Origin of the sequence: Bacillus sp. FSL R9-9492, from assembly GCF_038007365.1 — a bacterium.
GTDB lineage: Bacteria > Bacillota > Bacilli > Bacillales > Bacillaceae_G > Bacillus_A > Bacillus_A mycoides.
On the sequence record NZ_JBBOXC010000001.1, the window covers coordinates 3,664,386 to 3,683,455 of the forward strand.

Below are 19,070 nucleotides of genomic sequence, written 5' to 3' on the forward strand. Positions count from 1 at the left end.
AATTGAGATTTTACGGAGGGTGTCTTTCATGGGCAAGAAAAAGAAGGATTGTCTTTTTCATGTTGATGGTTTCGAAGAATGGATGGATCAATTTTGTTCTGATTCTTGTAGTAACTTTAGTTTTCCAAATCAAATTCATATTGACCTTTGTGAAACAGAACAAGAATACATTTTGGAAACAGATGTACCAAATGCAACTGCACAAAATGTACTCATTAAAAAGATGGAGACAGGCCTAAACATTTGTATACTTTATAAAAACACTTCTTTACAGCGGATTGTTCCTTTACCTACTAATATCATTTATAACAAGATGCTAGCCTGTTTAGAGAATGGATATTTAGCCATTCATATTTCCAAAAACGAAGTTGCCAATAAACATGAAAAGAAAGTTCTTTTTTCAAATTAAGGATTACTATAAACACAAACATGAGCCTGAGCAACCTTTTAGTTTGCTCGGGCTCATGTTATTTCGCATGTATTTCTATTTTAGAATTTCTAATATATCTTTTTTTCATTAAACCTTTTGTCACTAAAAGAACTGGGAACGCTGTGCTTGAAAATATAGCTAATATTAAAAATACTATAAAGCCATTTTGGTATCCATAATGATCGAGAAGTATCCCGCCAAACCAAGGACCAATTACTACTCCAATTCCTGAAAAGCCCATAGCTCCAAAATATGTCCCTTTCAAATGTGAAACAGCTATCTCATCAATAAATACATCTGTCATTGAAAACATTAATACTTCTCCGAATGTAAAAATAATTGTACATATAGCAGCCCCTAACATAGATTCTACTAGTCCAAATCCAAACAATCCCCCGCTCACAAATAACGTTCCAACCATAATAGCTGCTAACGGCGTATACTTTTTACACATTTGAATAACAGGGTATTGAATAACTACTACTGTAATCGCATTTAAAGTTAGCATATATGAAAACAACTTTACTCCATCTTGAAATATATGTGCGTTTGCAAAATATTGAGATAGTGTCGTCGTTAACTGTGAAAAACCACTATTACTCAAAATGATTCCGACTAAAGCAACTAAAAATACTATGTCTTTTCGCAAAATCCGAACCGCACTTAACATTGTGACCGGATTTTCTGTAGTTACTTTCTTTTTATCAAGTGGATATTTCTTAAATTGAAACGCTAATATAACTGTATATAAAATGTACACTCCAGCGGCTACTAAAAAAGGAATCGTTGATTTTGCACTTCCAATCTGTAATCCAACAAGTGGACCCATCGCTACTCCAACATTTATTGCACCGTAACGCAAATTATATACGAGTAAACGATACTCTGGTTTCGTTAAATCTGATAATAAAGCTCTTGATGTCGGTTCAAAAAAAGAACGACATAATCCATTCAAAGCGTTTAATAGAAAGAAACTAAAAACATGATCTGCAACTGAAAATCCTATAAATACAAACACCCAAACAATCATGGACCATATTATAATCATCTTTCGACCAAATCGATCCGATAAATTGCCTCCAATAAAACTAGCAAACACTCCAACAAGCGCACTCGTTCCAATGATAGCACCGGTCATTCCAGCCGATACGTCTTTAACAGTCGTTAAATAAATCGCTAAAAAAGGAATGCTCATTGAAGTTGCAAACCTAGCAAATAATGTCCCTATAATGATACTCATTCCAAGTGGATGAATATGCTGTAACTTCCCCTTCATCTTTAAACCTACTCTCCCTTTTCCTACATAAAAAAAGAAAGCAAAGGATCTGCTTTCTTTTTCCTTTTTCTATACTTGAGATGTTTATACCCGAGCTGTTCTCGTTATTTCCATATCAATTCCATATGTAAACTGTAGTTCTTTACAAACATCTTTAATCAAAATAGCTACATTATACTTTTCATTAAATTCTAAAACAATGCTTTCTACTTCTTCATATGTATACTTATATTCGCCAGTAATTACACTTTTTAAATCAAAGCATTCATTAATACAAAGCTGGACGAGTAATTGTTCATACTTCTCTATGACATCTTCTTTTTTCCAAAGTAACTCCTTTACATATAACCGATCAAATTTCACACTTTCTCGATTACAATCCGTTAAAATCCGGGTCATCTCATTTAATTCTCGATATAATTCGGAAATATTTCTGCTTAAACTAAGCAACTTATCTACGCCGTTTTCATATGGCATTTTCATTCCCCCCCGCATTTTCTTCTTATTATAGCAAGAAAATTCTAAAAATAGTTTCTTTCTTCTGAAATATTAGGAAACTAATTTCAATTGCTTTACAATGAAACTAGCTAACACGAAAGGGGAAAGAAAATTGGAGAAAAAATTATATTACATCGACGCTTATAAGAAAGACTTTACTACTAAAGTTATAAAGCAAGATTATTGTACAGAAGGAAACTTATATGTTGTCTTAAATGAAACTGCATTTTATCCAACAGGCGGCGGACAACCACACGACACTGGAACTTTAAATGGTATTCCGGTAAGTAACGTTGAAGAAGTAAATGGAGAAATTCGTCATTTCATAATAGAACAATTACATACGGAAGAAGTAGAGGGTAAAATAGATTGGCAACGTCGTTTTGACCATATGCAACAACATACGGCTCAGCACATTTTATCCGCTGCTTTTTGGGATCACTTTAACATACCGACGATCGGGTTCCATCTTGGAAAAGAAACTATAACCATTGATTTAGAAACTGCCAATCTTTCTACAGAAACTGTTGAGAAGGCCGCACAAATTGCTAATCAAATTGTTTTTGAAAACCACCCTATTCGTATTGAATGGATGAACTTAGAAGAGGCCAAAGCATTACCCCTTCGCAAAGAACCAACTATGACAGAAAATATACGGGTTGTTATCATCGAAAACTATGACTACAACGGTTGTGGTGGAACACACCCGAAACATACAGGTGAAGTAGGCCCTATTCAAGTACTAGGATGGGAGCGCAATAAAGGTGGTATACGCTTAACATTTATCGCTGGTTGGCGCGCTCTTAAATTAATGGGACAACAGCAACAAATTATGAAAGATGTTTCTAAACAATTGAACAGTAGCGACACTGATATTCCAGCAAAAGTAGCACAACTTCTTACCTCTCAAAAAGAAAACGAAAAGGCAGTACAAGCAATGAATGAAAAACTATTATTTGTAGAAGCAAATGAACTATTGCAACAACCTGCAGAAATATACGCTGGAATACTTATTTCTAAAGTATTTACAAATCGTTCCATGCAAGAAATCGTAAAACTGTCTGCTATTATTACAGAACAACAAGAACATGCAATTACATACTTCGTTATTGAAAATGAGGACAAATTACAATGTATTCTCGCTTGTGGTAAAGCAGTGACACTCGATATGAATGCTCTTTTAAAAGATTCCCTTCCTTCTATTGAAGGAAAAGGTGGCGGAAATAAAAAGAATGCTCGCGGCGGTGGAAAAGCAATTATGAGTGGGGATGAGTTTTTAAATCAACTTGTTTCTTCTTTACAGTCAGCAGTGTAGATTATTTTATAAAGTGGATGTCATTGAACTGTGTGACATCCACTTCTCTTTTCTGCTTCGTGCACAGTAGTACAGTAGTAAAGTAAATGAAATTATATGAACGATTCTATAAGAAATATCGATTTCCCAACAAAATACGACAATAAACACAACTTATAGAGTAAGAGGAGGCTGTTCTAAAATAACAGCCTCCTCTTATGTTTACAAACCAATATTTTGTTTTAACCCTTGATAACTTCCTGCGTTCAAGAACTTTTCAGATGCAAGTTTAATGAACTTCTCAGAAAAACCATATCTACTCAATTCTTCTATCCTTTCAAGCAGAAACGTAATATATAATAAAGATGGACTAGCATCTGGTTTATCACAAACATAGAGTAGCTTCTTAATTTTAACTTCTAATCCTGTTTCTTCTCTCATTTCTCGAATCATCGCTTCTTCTAACGTTTCACCATTCTCTACCCTTCCCCCCCAGGTAAAGACCAATTGCGATTAGCAACTTTTTGCTTTACTAGCAATACTTTTTCATCTTCAATTAAAATTCCCGTAACACGAACTTGCATTACACTTTCCATATGTAATCTCCTCTTCCCGTTATATTTACAAATTAATCCTTCCACAAAAAGAACATATGTTTTATAATTAAAGAAAATTATGGAAGAAAGAAGTTGTTACATCTATGCGTCCACCTTTAACAAAGTCTATATCACTTGAAGATTTCCAAAACTTTTATTGGTTAAAAGCAGAACTCCAAACATTTTGTCGTGAGCATGGTTTGTCAGCTAGTGGCTCTAAGATTGAAATAACCGAGCGTATCTCACATTATTTACATACTGGTAAAATATTAAAAAACAGCTCTAGTCAAAAGGTGAGTAAAGCTTCCCTCTCTTATAAAGAACTTTCTCTTCAAACGATTATTACTAACAATTACCGCTGTAGCGAAGATGTTCGTTCTTTTTTCAAAGAAAAAATCGGAGCAAACTTCCGCTTTACAGTAGCTCTTCAAAAATTTTTTAAAGAGAATGTTGGAAAAACATATGAAGACGCGATAACGTTTTGGTATGAAGAAAACGAACGAAAAAAAGATCCTACATACAAAACAACTATCAGCGCGCAGTTTGAATACAATCGTTTCACTCGCGACTTTTTCGAAGATCCAAATAACAAAGGGAAATCAAAAGCTGATGCTATCGCTGCTTGGAATGAAATAAAAGCAAAACCTGGTAGTAATGCTTATATTCCTCAAAAAGTAGAAAACTAGTTATCTTGCTAGTTTTCTACTTTCTCAAATAATAGAGCAAGCCCTATTCCACCACCAATTCCTAACGTCGTAATTCCATATTTCATATGCTCTCTTTGTGCTTGATAAAACAAACGTGTCACAAGCATAGCTCCAGATGCACCGTACGGATGACCGAGCGCAATTGCTCCACCATTTACATTTAATTTTTCAAAAGGAATTTGTAACTCCTTTGCACAAGCAACAATTTTTGAAGCAAATGCTTCATTTATTTCAAAATAATCGATGTCCTCTACTTTCATATTCATTTCGTTTAATAATTTGTTCACCGCAAATATCGGACCAGTCCCTGGAAGATTGGGATCCACGCCAACTACAGCACTACGAACGAAACGAAGTACAGGCTTGTATCCTAATTTTCGGGCTTGCCCCTCTTCCATTACAAGAACAGCACATGCTCCATCATTTACACCGCACGAATTACCTGCCGTTACTGTACCATTTTTCAAAAATGCGGGCTTTGTTCTTTTAATCATTCTTTCATAATTCATTTCTCGCTTTATAGATTCATCTAATAATCCATTAAAATAATGAGGTAATATCTCTTCTTGTATATATCCTTTTTCTAATGCTTGCAACGTTCTTTTATAGCTAAGACAAGCATATTCATCTTGCATCTCTTTTGTTATGTTATATTGCTCTGCAACATACTCAGCCGCTAATCCCATATCTGGATCCCCAATTGTTTCAGGTGAAAACCGCGCTCTATTTTGAAAAGGTGACGTACTTGTACTCTCTACGCCCCCAGCAATATAATAATTACCTGCGCCGCCTTGAATGAAATGACATGCGGTGCGAATCGCTTCCAATCCGGCACCACATTGCCGGTCAATCGTTACACCAGGAATATGATAACCAAGTCCTGCCGCTAAAGCAGATAATCTTGCAACATTCCCTCCCGGCCCCACAATATTCCCTAATATGACATCGTCTATTTCTCTCTCAATTCCTTTACTTAAAAACGTAAGAAGCGGCGTTACTAATTGCTGAACTTCATAATCTTTCAACATCCCATTTTTCTTACCAATAGGTGTTCTTTTCGCTTCTACAATAACCGCTCTATTCATATATCTTCTCCCGGTTTTCAATCATATTTTTTGCTGCATTGCGAGCTATTTTCCCGCTATTTGTATAAGGTATTTCATCAACAAAGTACCATTCTTTCGGTATTTTAAAAGATGATAATCGTTGTAAGCAAAAACTCTTTAATTGTTGCTTTGTAGCACTTCCTTTTACGATAGCGACAGGCTTTTCACCCCAGTAACTATCTTCTACACCAACCACAACTATTTCTTCAACAGCTGGATGTGTCTGTAATACCCTTTCTATTTCTTCTGGGAAAATATTGATTCCTCCAAATAAAATCATATTCTTCTCTCTACCAACAATATATATAAAGCCTTCTTCATCTTGGTAGCCCACATCCTGCACTGTCATCCAGCCACCTTCGGACAATTGCGGGATTATAGCACCATCCGATACATAGCCCATAAAAAATTGATCACTTTTCACATACACAGTTCCTATCTCACCTGTCTGTACTTCTTCTCCTGCTTCATTACATATTCGAACTTGTACATTATGACAAGGTTTCCCTACTGAATTCGGTTTTCTTTCACTCTCTTCATCAACCAATGCCGTTACAAAGCTTAGCTCAGACGCACCATAAAACTCATATCTTTTTGCATAAGGAAACACATTCTTCATCTTCTCTTTTGCTTCAGCTTCCCATTTCGCTCCTGACGAAATAATTTTCATTTCACTTTCAATTACTTTATTTTCTTTATACAAAGACTCAAGCATTGTAGGAACTGTATACATTACAGAAATATTCTCTATCCTTATACTAGATAGCACTTGAACTGGTACAAACTTTCTCATTATGTGTACCGTTTGCCCTAAAAACAATGCACTTATTGCCCCGTATAAGAAAAGAGAATGAACAAGCGTCCCAGCTATTAAAATAGAATTTTCCTTTTTCATATGAAAGTCATGTACATTACAATCAAAACTATGAACCCACGACTGTTGTGCACGTAAAAATGCTTTTGCCTTTCCTGTTGATCCCGATGTAAATCCCATATAAAAAGGAGCGTTTTGTACATTTTCTACAGAATAGTATGTAGGAAGATAGTTCTCAATCAGTTCTTTCCATTCTTCAATCTCAATAATCCTTCCTTCTTCGCACGATATATCACTAAACCTATACTGCTCCGCCACAATAACATCTGGTTTACTAATCACCAGTCTGTCTTTAAGCTCATCTCGTTTCCATTTTATATCTAGCGGCACACAAATCCATCCAGCCATAGCGGAACCCGCAAATATTTGTAAAAATTCCATACTATTCTCTAATAAAATTGCTATCGTTTTATTCTGCGATTCTTTTTCATTCAACCAGTTTGCTACTTTACACACTGACTCAAACCATTCTTTATATGTTAATACTCTATCATTTTCTTTAATCGCTATTTTATTTGGTTGTAAAGAGGCATACTTTTTATATTCTTTTGTAATCCCCATATGAGACTTCCTTTCTTTACAAAATAATAAAAAGAAACACGCAAGTAACGTGTTTCTCCTTTTTCTTACCCTGCATTTGTAATTTTTTTATTCTTCAAAGCAGGCGTAATAATATGTTTCAATGAGCGATGTAATCTTGTCACAAGAATCGCTGCTATAGTCGCCTTTATGCAATCACCTGGTAAAAATGCGACACTTACTTTCATCGTTTCCCATACGGAAATATCCATTACGAAAGCTTGGACAATGATACCAAATACATAAACTACGAAAATACCACCAATTATATTAATGCATAGTACTTTTATAATAGAAACTTCACGTAAACGCTCAATTAAATATCCAATGACAAACGCTCCAACGATATAACCAAGTAAATATCCTGCACTTGGCCCAACAAATACACCTGGTCCCCCGCGCCCACCAGCAAGTAATGGTGCTCCAACTCCAACTATAAGTAAAAAAATAAGCTGACTTAACGCACCAAGACGTGAGCCTAACAACCCACCAGCAAGCATAACACCGAGTGATTGTAATGTAATTGGAACTGGTGTAATAGCAAGAGCAATTGGAGGCATTAACCCTAACACTCCCATAATAGAACTAAATAAAGCGACGAAAACTAAGTTTTTTGTATTCATGTTTGCTTCTCCTATTTGTAAACTTAAATTAGATTTTAGATAACATATTATAGGAGTTATCTTATCTTTCTATCCACTGTTTGTCAACCTTATCTCCATATAAGTTTACAAACGTAAATTCAATTATTTCTCTTTATGCAAATGCTCAAGTTCTTTCCGAAGCGCCTGCTTTAAAAACTTCCCAACAGATGTTTTCGGAATTTCCTCCATAAATACAATATCGTCCGGTAACCACCATTTAGCAAACTGCGGTTTTAAAAACTCATATATTTCTTCTTTTGTAACCGTACTATTTTTCTTTTGAACAACACAGGCAACTGGGCGTTCTTGCCACTGCGGATGAGGAATTGCAACGACAGCCGCTTCAAATATAGCATCATGTGCCATTAAAGCATTTTCAAGATCCACTGAAGAAATCCATTCTCCTCCGCTTTTAATAACATCTTTCGTACGATCAACAATTTTCACGCAGCCTTCCTCATCAACTGTAACAACATCACCAGTATATAACCAACCGTCTCGGAATCCTTCGACAGTACGATCATCGTTATAATAGCTTTCAGCGATCCAAGGTGCTCGTAAACATAACTCTCCCATCTCAGTACCATCCCACTTCACTTCACCGTTTGTACCGACTACTTTCATCTCTACACCAGGGACAAGATATCCTTGTTTTGAGCGGATTTCTAATTGCTCTTCATATGATAATTCTGTTTCATAACTTTTTAAACGTGCAAGTGTTACGAGCGGGCTTGTTTCAGTCATACCATATGCATGTACGAAAGGAACATTATATTTTTGCTCAAATGCTTTAATAACGCTTTTCGGTGCAGCAGCACCACCGCATAATATTCTCGTTATACTAGATAAATCGTAACTATTATTTTCTAACTCTTGTAATACACCGAGCCAAATTGTCGGCACACCTGCTGCTATCGTTACTTTTTCAGCTTGAATCATCTCTAATAAAATTTTTGGAGTAAACATTGGTCCTGGCAGAACTTGTTTAGTTCCAAACCAAGTAGCTGCAAAAGGAAGCCCCCAAGCATTCACATGAAACATTGGTACAATTGCCATCGCCGCATCACTTTCCGATAAAGCAGCTGTATCCGCTAAACCGAGTGCCATACAATGCAATACAGTACTACGATGCGTATATACAACACCTTTTGGGTTTCCTGTAGTCGCTGACGTATAACACATACCAGCAGGTGTATTTTCATCAATATCTTTTACAAATTGGAAAGTTGGATCGCCTTCTTCTAATAGCTTTTCATAATGATATACAGGTTCTAGCGTAGTATTGGGAAGTTCATCTTTATCAGTCATAATAATGTAGGCTTGTACAGTTGATAATTGTGATTGAATATTTTCAACAAGTGGTACGAGATCTTCATCTATAAGTAGAATTCGATCTTCTGCGTGCTGAATAATGTATGAAATATGTTGAGGAGATAAACGAATATTAATTGTGTGTAAAACGGAAGCAATACCAGGAATAGCAAAATACGCTTCCACATGTCGATGATGATTCCACGCTAACGTTCCTATACGCTCGCCTTCTTTAATTCCTAATTTTTTTAGCGAACTTGAAAGTCTTCTCGTCCTTTCACCTAACTGCTTATACGTTAACGTCGTAACTGTATCATGTGTCCGTGAAACAATTTCTTTCTTCGAAAACAGTTTCTCTGCTCTTTCCATCATAGAACTAATTGTTAGCGGTACATTCATCATATTGGTTATATCCCCCTTTAAAGCGTTTTCATTTCTGTATATTATAACAGACTTCTACAAATAATTACGATATTTTTCTGTATTTTCTGAATTATTTCTTTGGAAATAATTCTAATAAATAAAAACCATGTTTTGAATACATACGATACAAAACATGGTTCTCTCCTATTTAAAAACTATCTACCTTTTTTCTTACTTTCTTTTTTAATTTAAAAATGACACGATTACTATATTCTTTATTTTCTACTAAAATCCGATACGTCTCTAACACTCCTAAAACACGAACAAAAAGATAAAACCCGATAGCAATAAGTACAACACAATAAGGATAATACTGCACGAGCTCTCCTGAAGTAATTCGTTTTTTCTCAAATAAAAATGGTATCGCTCCTGCTGCTATGAAACAAAGTCCAACAATTACTACTGCAGCATACTTCTTTTTAATAGTCGCATATCTTTTTGTCAATTCTTTTAAAAAGTTTGGATCAAATAGTAATTCTTCTTTTTTTAATACATTGTATCGACTCTCTTCTATAGTTACAGGTACCATCATTGCTCCAATTCCAAGGACAGCAATGATAATGACAAGGAATGTAGACATTGTTGCATTTTCTTTAAATAATAAATACGGTATTGTAGATAAAATAAGCAAGCTAAATCCTAACGCAATATATTTAGAAATTTTTTGCCCATACACTATATACCCTTCTGCCATTTCCTGACTTACGTAATAGCCATCCACATTTTCATTACTTTGCTCAGCAGTTTCTTTTAATAAATAGTCGAGTGATACTTCAAATACATTTCCAATCATTATTAACTTTTCAGTTTCAGGAAATCCTTGACCGTTTTCCCATTTACTAACTGCTTGCCTTGTTGTGTTTAATTTTTCAGCTAACGCTTCTTGAGAAAGACCCTTTTCCTTTCTTAATTTAAAAAGCTTTTCACCAAATCCCATATGTGTGTCCCCCTTTGTTTTCTTACCTAAATTGTATGTAAACATTGCCCTTATCTCTATCTTCCCGCGGTTGCACTTTGTCAACTTACGGTTGCGATTGTGTTATATAGCGGTTTTAAATACGATTTAGCTGTTTTTCTTCTATAATTATGGCGTTAATAAAATAATTACTCTCAATGACCAATTATAACAATTAAAGGGAATTATTGTTATAAAAAATAAATAAACTCCTTTATTCATTTAAAGGAGTTTTCGTTATGAACCATTCTAAGATGACTACTTTTTCTTCTATATATTTTTCTGCTTCATGTAATGAATGATGAGCATCTCATACAGTATATGTTTTTATCTCTTTTTTTAAGGCGTACTCATATATATGTAAAATGTCACTTATATTAAATTAACTTAATGTAAGATCTTTCGTATACGACGTTTTATATTACCACTTCTTAACAATCATAACGGCTTCTGCTTAAACTTTTCATAATTCCGTACCTTTAATGAAAGGATATTCCCGCAATCTGTACAAATATAAGCATCCACTGGTGAAGATGTGAACATCGTTTCCTTTTTCCGTATTTGTGCATAACCGATAAACTCACCTTCTCCTATGTTTTGAGAACCGCAATGAGAGCATGTCTGCACGTCTTTCTGTTTCATGAGAGCACCACCTTTAATCTGTTTCCACTCCCTTCGACAGTTCGCTTCCATTTCCCTTCCAAAAAACCTCTTATTCTCTTACATTTCAACAGGAATCTCAGAAGAAAAATCGTATATGTATTATGAACTATATTAATTGACGGAGGAATCGTATGAGTACAATTATGACAGTCAATACAGCACAAGAAATTGAAAACGCAGAAATACATATGCTTTCTTCTAGATTAGAGGCACTACAAACAATAAGCGGCAACCCAATGCAAGTACAAATGAAAAAGTTCGGGAGTGCTACTGCCTTTTCATCAAAAATAATTGCTGGTCCTACTTTTAACACAGTAAAGGGCATTGCATTTACAAATACAGATGAGATAGATGAAATCATCTCTTATTATCAATCACTACAAATCCCTTGCCGTTTTGAAATTACACCGGCTCAAGGCACAACTGAACTATTTCAATACTTATCTCAAAAAGGCTTTTACCAATCTAGCTTCCATACCGCTTTATATAGTATACCGGGACAAGATTTTTTACTTCCCCCTTCTAACATTTCAGTACGCAAACTGAAAGAAAATGAGTTTCATACTTTTGCAGATATTTATGTACGTGGATTTAATATGCCGTCCTTTACAAAAAATGGTGTTCGTCAAAATAATGAAATTCTTTACAATAAACCAGGATGGCATTTTTTCATAGCCGAAGTTCAAAACACTCCTGCTAGTATAGGGGTACTTTATATAAATAAAGGTGTTGCTTCATTAGCTGCTTCTGCTACTTTGCCAGAATTTCAACGTAAAGGTTGTCATACCGTATTAATTCAAAAACGAATTGAGACCGCTCTTGAATCCAATTGCAATTTAATAGTTGGACAAGCTCGATTTGGTAGCGGCAGTCAAAATAATATGGAACGTGCCCATATGAAAATTGCTTATACAAAATCAATATGGACTGCGAAAGACATATAATTAACTTTCTTTTTCTTTCCATTACGAATGTATACATTTTATGACAACTAGCTTTCTATCCTGTTATTCATTTGAATATTCAAACTAAATTTGTTACGCTATTACTAGATACATCATTCAACTTGCAATATGAAAAGAGAATTCTACTCAAACTACAAGGAGGAGAAATGTATGACTAAACATGATCATGGTTTAAAAGAAAAAGTAGAAGGTGCCATTGATAAGGTAAAGGGTGAAGTAAAGGAAGTTGTCGGGAAAGTAACTGACAATAAAAAATTACAAGCCGAGGGAAAATGGGATAAGGTGAAAGGCACTGCTAAAGATACTGTCGGTAATGTAAAAGAAAAAGTACATGAATATAAAGAACATAAAGAAAACAAATAAAAAAAGAGCCATCTGGCTCTTTTTATTTACCCTCATTCTTCTCTAACACATACAAATCTTCTTCAATATTCGTTAATTTCTCACTTACAAGCTTTCTTGCATCTCCAATTGCTTGATTGTATGCAAATGGTCCTACTAACTTTATCATTTCTTCTATTAAACGTTCTGCTTGAAAACGTCCAATTTCATCTAAATCTTCTTCAACGAAAAATTGCTGAATTTGTGCTACAAGCTCTTCTTTTTTATCATTCGTTATTTTTATGTTCATCATCATTCGTTACTCCTCTATATTTAAGATAATACTTTTCTTAACTCTACCATAGAAAAGCGATTTCCTGGACAAGTTTTTGTAACCCCTTCTAACTCCCTATGGCCGAGTATATTTCCTTTCTCTATGGCAAACTGCTTCATAAACATTTTACATAAAGAATATAATGAATTCATTTGTGCAGTATTTGGATCATATTTATCAAAATTTCCCGTCATACATATTCCAATTGTGTCACTATTATTATCTTTCGCATGTGCTCCAATATGTAAACCTCGCCCTTCGACTACAGTTCCATCTTCTTCAATAAAATAATTGTAACCAATCCCGCTCCATCCTCTTACCTTTTGATGAAATTCGTGGGTTTTATACACATCCCATCCATCTTCTGACGTATGGTGGACAATCAGTTTATTTACTTTCTCTAAAGGAACTAATTCATCTTGAAATGTTAAATTTACACATTTAATTTCCATTTGAACTTCCTCCCCTTAAAAATCAATTATAATAATTGTTTTATCATCTGGTCTTATTCTATTTTCTCCTTCTAGCCTTTCAATGATTGCTACATATTCTTTTATACTATTCTTTCTTATATATGCTACAGTTTGTTCTAACGACCACTCTGGGTGAAACAATCCGTCTGAACAAATAAAAATCCCACTTACTTCAGCTACATGTAATTCACAATATTGTAAATAATCCATAGCTTCTTTCATCCCATTTGCAACTGAGTAGCCGTTTGGCATATTTGCAAGATAGCGATTGTATTTTAACTGCTCCCGAACATCTTGAAAAACGTGTTCCTCAGGTACAGGTAATCCCTTTTCTCTATCTTCCTCTCTCTTCTTTTTTGCACGTTTACTAATTCCTTGAACCGTATCTTTCGTTAATACTCTCATCGCTCCATCCTGAAGTATTGCAACGATCATACAATCACCTAACTGTGCATATTCAAGTTTTTCGCCTTCTATTTGAACTGCTGCAATACATGTACACCACAGCTGTTCTTTTTTTCTCGTATCAACCTTGTACTCTAGCATCTTGTTTTGCAATAATTCATTCGCCTTTGCAACTTCATCTTGTAAACTATTGATCTCTCGTAGCGAAGTAAAATGACTTGCAAATAAATGTGAAGCGATGTATGCTCCATTATGTCCTTCTTCATCACAAAATGGAACTAACGGTGTTGCTCCATCGCATACACCGTAAATCATTTTATCTTCATTACAAAAAAATGAATCCTCACACTCTTGTTTTAAAGGACTCTTCTGTTGATACGTCGTTATCTTCATATCTGTATCCCCTCCCAATTTATCAAACACTCGAACTATTTAGATTAATCTAATTTTCCAAAATAAACTGTTTTCCCCAAAAACTTTCAATTTCATATATAATCTTGAAATAATATGATTATTTAGTGAAGGACGGGAAAGAGATGGTCAGATTTCTTGGTGTTATTTTTGGTTCTATTATTATCGCAATTGCCTTTAATCTTTTCCTTATCCCCCATAAAATTTTAAGTAGTGGAATTGGCGGAATTGCTATTATTTTAGGGATTGTAACCCCTGTAAACACAGGTATTATTAACTTTGTATTGAACTTACCTATCCTTATTTTAGGATACATAGGTCTTGGAAAAAAAGTAATTTTTAACACGGTTGTTTCTGTAATTGTATTATCTGTTGCACTATACTATGTTCCAGTAAAAGTCGTAGCAACAGATCCACTTTTATCATCTGTATTTGGCGGTGTCATCGCCGGAGCTGGTATTGGTCTTGTCTTTAACTGCCATGGTTCAACTGGTGGATTTGATATTATCGGTATGTTGTTATCTCGTAAGCGAGATATTAAACTTGGTGGATTCCTTATTGCATTAAATACTGTTGTTGTTGTCATTGCAGGATTTTTCTTCACTTGGGATGTTGCCCTTACAAGCTTACTTTCAATTTATGTAACTGGTAAAGTAATTGATGCCGTTCATACAAAACATCGTAAAGTTACACTTATGATTGTAACAAATCAAGCGGAAGAAATGAAAAAAAAGCTTCTTTCAACTGTAGTACGCGGAATTACGTTACTTGATGGTGAAGGTGCTTATTCAAACGAAAAAAAACGTGTACTTATGACAGTCGTTTCTCGTGAAGAGTTAGCAAGTATGAAACTAACGATTTCCGAAATTGATCCTCATGCATTCGTTAATATTACAGAAACTGTTGAAGTATTAGGATTGTTTAGAAAAGCATAAAAAACTAGGTGGACCTTCACCTAGTTTTTATTTTGCATAAATTCAATTCGATTTCCAAACGGATCTGATACGTAAAATCTAATTACATCTGGTCGTGCATTATCATCTATTACTTCAACATCTCGCTTTATTAACTCTTGTTTAAATTCATCAATTTTTAAAACATAAAAAGCTGGATGCGCTTTTTTAGCTGGATTAAAGTTTTGCTCAACTCCGATATGAATCTCTTGATTTCCACACTTAAACCAACACCCACCACGCTTCTTTAATTCCTCCGGCTTTGGAATTTCCTCCATTCCAATTTTATTACCATAAAATTCTCGCGCTTCTTCTTCGCATCCTACGGGTGCAGCTACTTGTACATGGTCAATTCCTTGAATATAATTTTTCATCTTCCTTCCCCCTCTTCTATTCTAATGTTATAACGAAAATACATTCATGTAACTTAGAAAATATTAATAAAGCAATATAAGATTCTCTTATTACTACCCTTTTTTACCTTCCACTAAAAATAAAAAAGAAAATTTATTATATAATTTCCATTTTTTATAGAAATACACATTGCACCTATATTATAGTTAGTACTAGATTCATCTTTTTTAGATGCTAGTTGTACGGAGGAAATATTATGAGTCGTAAAAAACATTCATCTACTCAAAAAAAGCGTCACCCAAACGTATCGGAGCGCTTGCGAAACCATATACAAAATCGTTCTTTAGCAGAAATGTATGCATCTCTTTTTGAACATAACCCTGATAGTATTATTTCATTGAATTTAGAAGGAGTTATTTTACATATTAATCCCTCTGCGGAAAGAATATTAGGTTATACTTCTAACGAATTAGAGCGAAAAACAATCACTTCTATTTTAGAAGCACATATTTCTGATCAAGTGCTACAATACATAAAAAATGCTGCAGCTGACAATCAAAAAGAGTATATCGTCTCTATTTATCATAAAGACGGATATTCACTAGATGTCGTAACAAAATTAGTTCCTATTTTTGTTAAAAACCGTTTAACAGGTGTATACGCCATTATGAAACCCCTTGAAAAATCAGAAAGAATTGAGAAAGTATTACAAGAGAGTGAGAAACGATTACGCACATTAATGAATTCAATGCCTGCATTTGTTATTTTTAAGGATCATGAAGGACGCTGGCTTGAAGCGAATGACTATGCGCTTTCTTGTTTCAATTTTCATAACGTTCCTTATCATGGAAAAAGAGATAATGAACTCATTCAATATAACGAAGCATACCGCGAATCTTTTTTGCATTGTGAAGAAGTCGATGAACTAACATGGCAAAAAGGACAAATTCTTCACGGAGAGGAATTTATTATACATAGAAATGATTTCGACCTAGTTTTAAGCATTTCAAAAGTTCCACTCTTCCATCCTGATGGCTCACGCAAAGGTCTTATAGTGATGGGAAGGGACGTTACCGAACTAAAAGAAACTGAAAAGTTATTACGAAAATCCGAAAAGCTTGCAGTAGTAGGACAACTGACAGCTGGAATTGCCCATGAAATTAGAAACCCACTCACTTCATTAAAAGGATTTTTAACATTATTACATCCAGAAATAAATGAGGAAAATAAATGGTATGTAGACGTTATGTTGAGTGAAATTTCACAAATGGAATCTATAACAAGCCAATTTATGGCGATGTCTAAACCACAAGTGTTATCTATTCATACATGCAACGTACAAACATTAATTGAAGAAGTTGTAACTTTTATTTTACCAACAGCAGTTATGCATAGCGTTCATATCATCATGGATCATTTCGATTATATTTCTGACATTCAATGTGACAGTAATCAATTAAAACAAGTTTTGATTAACATATTAAAAAATGCAATCGAGGCGATGCCTGATGGTGGTAACATATTCATTCAAACAACTTCGTTAGAAAATGATTTTGTTTCAATACGCATTATGGATGAAGGTTGTGGGATTCCTGAAGAGCGCATGGCTCGTCTTGGCGAACCTTTTTATAGCTTGAAAGAAAAAGGAACTGGCCTTGGCTTAATGATGTGCTATAAAATCATTCAAGAGCATCACGGAAAATTATTCATTTCCAGTGAATTAAACATAGGAACAACTGTCGATATCCAATTACCGATTGCTACAGCTCAGCCTGTAACAAACTCTTAACTATGCTACATTAATATAGTAAAAGACATCTGTTATAAGTAGTCGGGTTATTGTGGAAAACATCTACACTAATACGTTAAAAAGCTCAAAGTCCCTATATGACTCTGAGCTTTATTTTTGTATACGATTTATTTTATTAAATCCACTCTTTTCCATGTTTACGAATAAACTGAATATCATTTTCATAATGTTCAAGATGCCCTTCATCTATCATCTTTTGGAAGTTCATATCGCCTTCTAGTGCTTTTCTTTTCATGTATTTACATAATCCTTCTAATCGTAGAAGTACCATCTCCAAATAATCCTCGGCGATGCCATCACTTTTATAGGACTCAAAAAACAATTTAACTCTTTGCTTTATGCGGTCTGCATGCTGTAATGAATTATAATAAACCGCCGCACCTGTTTCCTTATAATAAACTCTACTTAATGGGACACAAGTGTAAAGAGTATAGGCTATGTCCCAAAGTCTTGGTCCAGGACCAGCAACATCAAAATCAATAATACCTACTGGTTTTTCGTTATTAAAAATAATGTTGTATATTGCAAAATCATTGTGGCATACAACCTCTATTTTATTTGGAGTATTATCCATCGGTTTCCAATCATCTGATAACGTAAAATCACTCACAGCATCATGATAAAGACGGAGCATCTTCGCTATTTCTTTTAAAACATCATTAGACCACATGTACTCTTTTAAAGGGTAATTACCAGCTTCTCCTTCAATAAATGATAATATCTCTCTATCTTTATCATCAATACCTAAAAACTTTGGTGCATAACTAAAACCTTTGTTTTCCAAATGATTTAATAGCTTATGAATTTTGGTACTGCCTTGCTTTAATTCTCGTCGAACAGTATCTTCCGAACGATATACGTTTGAGACATTCCCTCCCGTTAGCATTTCTTCATTTTCGTAGTTTGACATCTAATAGTCCCCCTCCATTATTCTACATTTTCTTTATATTTTAACATAACTTTCCTATTCTCTTTTAACCCCTTAAATTGCAACAAAAAAATCGAGTATAAAACCTTTATGATTTTACACTCGATTTAGTCTACTATTTATGCCTGTGAAACCATTTTTTCATACCATTCCGTTGCCTTCTCTACTTCACCAATCGTTAATTGGTGCCCTCTATTTTCCCAATGTATTGTTACATTAGCATTTGCATTTTCTAATAGCACCTTCAATTCCTCTGACTCAGAAGGTGAACAAATTGGATCATTTGTTCCAGCAGCAATAAACACTGCTTTCTCTACTAAATTAGGAAGTTCTATCCCTCTTCTTGGGACCATTGGATGATGAAGAATGGCACCTTTTAATGCATTTTCATAATGGAATAATAAACTCGCTGCAATATTTGCTCCATTTGAATACCCAACAGCTACGATATTATCTCTATCAAATTCATATGTTTTTGCTGCTTCATTTAAAAATTCATTTAATTCCTTCGTACGGAAAACAAGATCCTCTTCATCAAAAATACCTTCTGCTAATCGGCGGAAGAAACGAGGCATCCCATTTTCTAATACATTTCCACGAACACTTAATACAGAAGCTTCCCGATCAATTCTTTCTGCAAGCGGTAATAAATCTAATTCATTTCCTCCTGTACCATGAAGCAATAACAATACTGGTTTTGATGTATCTTTTCCTTTTTGAAAAACATGTTTCATCATATTCCTTTTCCCCTTTCAATCAC

Annotated in this window: 21 protein-coding genes and 1 pseudogene; 7 read left to right on the top strand and 15 right to left on the bottom strand. The window is 34.5% G+C overall.

Annotation, left to right across the window (positions count from 1 at the left end):
• Positions 1-28 precede the first annotated feature (28 nt).
• On the top strand, positions 29-409 hold the full coding sequence (locus MKY70_RS18605) for an Hsp20/alpha crystallin family protein (RefSeq protein ID WP_002087791.1): 381 nt from the start codon (positions 29-31) through the stop codon (positions 407-409).
• Positions 410-467: 58 nt separating this feature from the next.
• On the opposite strand, the gene MKY70_RS18610 is transcribed toward MKY70_RS18605, so the two are convergent.
• Both MKY70_RS18610 and MKY70_RS18615 read right to left on the bottom strand, forming a co-directional pair.
• The gene (locus MKY70_RS18610; RefSeq protein ID WP_341025492.1) at positions 468-1,706 is read right to left on the bottom strand and encodes an MDR family MFS transporter; all 1,239 of its coding nucleotides are present in this window, start codon (positions 1,704-1,706) and stop codon (positions 468-470) included.
• An 84-nt stretch (positions 1,707-1,790) separates the two neighbouring features.
• Positions 1,791-2,183, bottom strand: coding sequence for a hypothetical protein (locus MKY70_RS18615; RefSeq protein WP_002137716.1), 393 nt, complete (start codon positions 2,181-2,183; stop codon positions 1,791-1,793).
• Between the two features lie 133 nt (positions 2,184-2,316).
• Between MKY70_RS18615 and MKY70_RS18620 the strand changes: the two genes are divergently transcribed.
• Positions 2,317-3,519, top strand: coding sequence for an alanyl-tRNA editing protein (locus tag MKY70_RS18620; protein WP_341025494.1), 1,203 nt, complete (start codon positions 2,317-2,319; stop codon positions 3,517-3,519).
• Between the two features lie 201 nt (positions 3,520-3,720).
• On the opposite strand, the pseudogene MKY70_RS18625 reads toward MKY70_RS18620, so the two are convergent.
• A pseudogene (locus MKY70_RS18625) lies at positions 3,721-4,094 on the bottom strand (NUDIX hydrolase).
• A gap of 104 nt (positions 4,095-4,198) precedes the next feature.
• Between MKY70_RS18625 and MKY70_RS18630 the strand changes: the two are divergent.
• A complete protein-coding gene (locus MKY70_RS18630) occupies positions 4,199-4,780 on the top strand; it encodes a DUF6434 domain-containing protein (protein WP_088031062.1) in 582 nt (193 codons plus the stop codon).
• Positions 4,781-4,788: 8 nt separating this feature from the next.
• On the opposite strand, the gene MKY70_RS18635 is transcribed toward MKY70_RS18630, so the two are convergent.
• From MKY70_RS18635 to MKY70_RS18665, 6 genes are all read right to left on the bottom strand, one after another.
• Positions 4,789-5,886 carry an acetyl-CoA C-acyltransferase gene (locus MKY70_RS18635; protein WP_088031063.1) on the bottom strand — a complete coding sequence of 366 codons (1,098 nt, stop codon included), beginning with the start codon at positions 5,884-5,886 and terminating at the stop codon, positions 4,789-4,791.
• Positions 5,879-7,342, bottom strand: a complete 1,464-nt coding sequence (locus tag MKY70_RS18640; protein WP_341025496.1) for an acyl-CoA synthetase — start codon at positions 7,340-7,342, stop codon at positions 5,879-5,881. Before MKY70_RS18640 ends, MKY70_RS18635 begins: the two co-directional genes overlap by 8 nt.
• 65 nt (positions 7,343-7,407) lie before the next feature.
• Positions 7,408-7,983 carry a biotin transporter BioY gene (locus tag MKY70_RS18645; RefSeq protein WP_088031065.1) on the bottom strand — a complete coding sequence of 192 codons (576 nt, stop codon included), beginning with the start codon at positions 7,981-7,983 and terminating at the stop codon, positions 7,408-7,410.
• A gap of 123 nt (positions 7,984-8,106) precedes the next feature.
• Complete coding sequence (locus MKY70_RS18650) at positions 8,107-9,717, bottom strand: long-chain fatty acid--CoA ligase (protein ID WP_088293351.1); 1,611 nt, start codon at positions 9,715-9,717, stop codon at positions 8,107-8,109.
• A 169-nt stretch (positions 9,718-9,886) separates the two neighbouring features.
• The gene (locus MKY70_RS18655) at positions 9,887-10,675 is read right to left on the bottom strand and encodes a helix-turn-helix domain-containing protein (RefSeq protein WP_033709350.1); all 789 of its coding nucleotides are present in this window, start codon (positions 10,673-10,675) and stop codon (positions 9,887-9,889) included.
• A 456-nt stretch (positions 10,676-11,131) separates the two neighbouring features.
• Complete coding sequence (locus tag MKY70_RS18665) at positions 11,132-11,335, bottom strand: hypothetical protein (protein WP_012261408.1); 204 nt, start codon at positions 11,333-11,335, stop codon at positions 11,132-11,134.
• Between the two features lie 152 nt (positions 11,336-11,487).
• On the opposite strand from MKY70_RS18665, the gene MKY70_RS18670 reads away from it, so the two are divergent.
• Together MKY70_RS18670 and MKY70_RS18675 are read left to right on the top strand one after the other, a co-directional pair.
• Positions 11,488-12,300 (top strand): GNAT family N-acetyltransferase, encoded by an 813-nt coding sequence (locus MKY70_RS18670; protein WP_341025499.1) that lies wholly within the window; start codon positions 11,488-11,490, stop codon positions 12,298-12,300.
• A gap of 171 nt (positions 12,301-12,471) precedes the next feature.
• Positions 12,472-12,684, top strand: a complete 213-nt coding sequence (locus MKY70_RS18675; RefSeq protein WP_000160409.1) for a CsbD family protein — start codon at positions 12,472-12,474, stop codon at positions 12,682-12,684.
• Positions 12,685-12,706: 22 nt separating this feature from the next.
• Here the strand turns inward: MKY70_RS18675 and MKY70_RS18680 are convergent, their stop codons facing one another.
• Genes MKY70_RS18680 through MKY70_RS18690 form a run of 3 tightly spaced genes read right to left on the bottom strand, consistent with a single transcriptional unit; the run spans position 12,707 to position 14,247 of the window.
• Positions 12,707-12,958: a DUF2164 domain-containing protein gene (locus tag MKY70_RS18680; protein ID WP_002033529.1), complete on the bottom strand. Its 252-nt coding sequence runs from the start codon at positions 12,956-12,958 to the stop codon at positions 12,707-12,709.
• Positions 12,959-12,975: 17 nt separating this feature from the next.
• Positions 12,976-13,428, bottom strand: a complete 453-nt coding sequence (locus tag MKY70_RS18685; RefSeq protein WP_107886502.1) for an N-acetylmuramoyl-L-alanine amidase — start codon at positions 13,426-13,428, stop codon at positions 12,976-12,978.
• A gap of 15 nt (positions 13,429-13,443) precedes the next feature.
• Positions 13,444-14,247, bottom strand: coding sequence for a protein phosphatase 2C domain-containing protein (locus MKY70_RS18690; RefSeq protein WP_341025502.1), 804 nt, complete (start codon positions 14,245-14,247; stop codon positions 13,444-13,446).
• 143 nt (positions 14,248-14,390) lie between these two features.
• Here MKY70_RS18690 and MKY70_RS18695 point away from each other — a divergent pair, with 143 nt between their 5' ends.
• Positions 14,391-15,200 (top strand): YitT family protein, encoded by an 810-nt coding sequence (locus tag MKY70_RS18695; protein WP_016096337.1) that lies wholly within the window; start codon positions 14,391-14,393, stop codon positions 15,198-15,200.
• A 20-nt stretch (positions 15,201-15,220) separates the two neighbouring features.
• Here the strand turns inward: MKY70_RS18695 and MKY70_RS18700 are convergent, their stop codons facing one another.
• Positions 15,221-15,592, bottom strand: a complete 372-nt coding sequence (locus MKY70_RS18700; protein ID WP_002066597.1) for a VOC family protein — start codon at positions 15,590-15,592, stop codon at positions 15,221-15,223.
• Positions 15,593-15,828: 236 nt separating this feature from the next.
• Here MKY70_RS18700 and MKY70_RS18705 point away from each other — a divergent pair, with 236 nt between their 5' ends.
• Complete coding sequence (locus tag MKY70_RS18705; protein ID WP_088031071.1) at positions 15,829-17,361, top strand: BA3702 family sensor histidine kinase; 1,533 nt, start codon at positions 15,829-15,831, stop codon at positions 17,359-17,361.
• 136 nt (positions 17,362-17,497) lie between these two features.
• On the opposite strand, the gene MKY70_RS18710 is transcribed toward MKY70_RS18705, so the two are convergent.
• Together MKY70_RS18710 and MKY70_RS18715 are read right to left on the bottom strand one after the other, a co-directional pair.
• Positions 17,498-18,292, bottom strand: a complete 795-nt coding sequence (locus MKY70_RS18710; RefSeq protein WP_088031072.1) for a phosphotransferase — start codon at positions 18,290-18,292, stop codon at positions 17,498-17,500.
• A gap of 137 nt (positions 18,293-18,429) precedes the next feature.
• Positions 18,430-19,044 (bottom strand): alpha/beta hydrolase, encoded by a 615-nt coding sequence (locus tag MKY70_RS18715; RefSeq protein ID WP_063219777.1) that lies wholly within the window; start codon positions 19,042-19,044, stop codon positions 18,430-18,432.
• Positions 19,045-19,070: the final 26 nt, after the last annotated feature.

Coding starts and splice junctions, on each gene's coding strand:
- MKY70_RS18605 (WP_002087791.1), top strand. CDS start 29: ATGGGCAAGAAAAAGAAGGATTGTCTTTTTCATGTTGATGGTTTCGAA.
- MKY70_RS18610 (WP_341025492.1), bottom strand. CDS start 1,706: ATGAAGGGGAAGTTACAGCATATTCATCCACTTGGAATGAGTATCATT.
- MKY70_RS18615 (WP_002137716.1), bottom strand. CDS start 2,183: ATGCCATATGAAAACGGCGTAGATAAGTTGCTTAGTTTAAGCAGAAAT.
- MKY70_RS18630 (WP_088031062.1), top strand. CDS start 4,199: ATGCGTCCACCTTTAACAAAGTCTATATCACTTGAAGATTTCCAAAAC.
- MKY70_RS18635 (WP_088031063.1), bottom strand. CDS start 5,886: ATGAATAGAGCGGTTATTGTAGAAGCGAAAAGAACACCTATTGGTAAG.
- MKY70_RS18640 (WP_341025496.1), bottom strand. CDS start 7,342: ATGGGGATTACAAAAGAATATAAAAAGTATGCCTCTTTACAACCAAAT.
- MKY70_RS18645 (WP_088031065.1), bottom strand. CDS start 7,983: ATGAATACAAAAAACTTAGTTTTCGTCGCTTTATTTAGTTCTATTATG.
- MKY70_RS18650 (WP_088293351.1), bottom strand. CDS start 9,717: ATGATGAATGTACCGCTAACAATTAGTTCTATGATGGAAAGAGCAGAG.
- MKY70_RS18655 (WP_033709350.1), bottom strand. CDS start 10,675: ATGGGATTTGGTGAAAAGCTTTTTAAATTAAGAAAGGAAAAGGGTCTT.
- MKY70_RS18665 (WP_012261408.1), bottom strand. CDS start 11,335: ATGAAACAGAAAGACGTGCAGACATGCTCTCATTGCGGTTCTCAAAAC.
- MKY70_RS18670 (WP_341025499.1), top strand. CDS start 11,488: ATGAGTACAATTATGACAGTCAATACAGCACAAGAAATTGAAAACGCA.
- MKY70_RS18675 (WP_000160409.1), top strand. CDS start 12,472: ATGACTAAACATGATCATGGTTTAAAAGAAAAAGTAGAAGGTGCCATT.
- MKY70_RS18680 (WP_002033529.1), bottom strand. CDS start 12,958: ATGATGATGAACATAAAAATAACGAATGATAAAAAAGAAGAGCTTGTA.
- MKY70_RS18685 (WP_107886502.1), bottom strand. CDS start 13,428: ATGGAAATTAAATGTGTAAATTTAACATTTCAAGATGAATTAGTTCCT.
- MKY70_RS18690 (WP_341025502.1), bottom strand. CDS start 14,247: ATGAAGATAACGACGTATCAACAGAAGAGTCCTTTAAAACAAGAGTGT.
- MKY70_RS18695 (WP_016096337.1), top strand. CDS start 14,391: ATGGTCAGATTTCTTGGTGTTATTTTTGGTTCTATTATTATCGCAATT.
- MKY70_RS18700 (WP_002066597.1), bottom strand. CDS start 15,592: ATGAAAAATTATATTCAAGGAATTGACCATGTACAAGTAGCTGCACCC.
- MKY70_RS18705 (WP_088031071.1), top strand. CDS start 15,829: ATGAGTCGTAAAAAACATTCATCTACTCAAAAAAAGCGTCACCCAAAC.
- MKY70_RS18710 (WP_088031072.1), bottom strand. CDS start 18,292: ATGTCAAACTACGAAAATGAAGAAATGCTAACGGGAGGGAATGTCTCA.
- MKY70_RS18715 (WP_063219777.1), bottom strand. CDS start 19,044: ATGAAACATGTTTTTCAAAAAGGAAAAGATACATCAAAACCAGTATTG.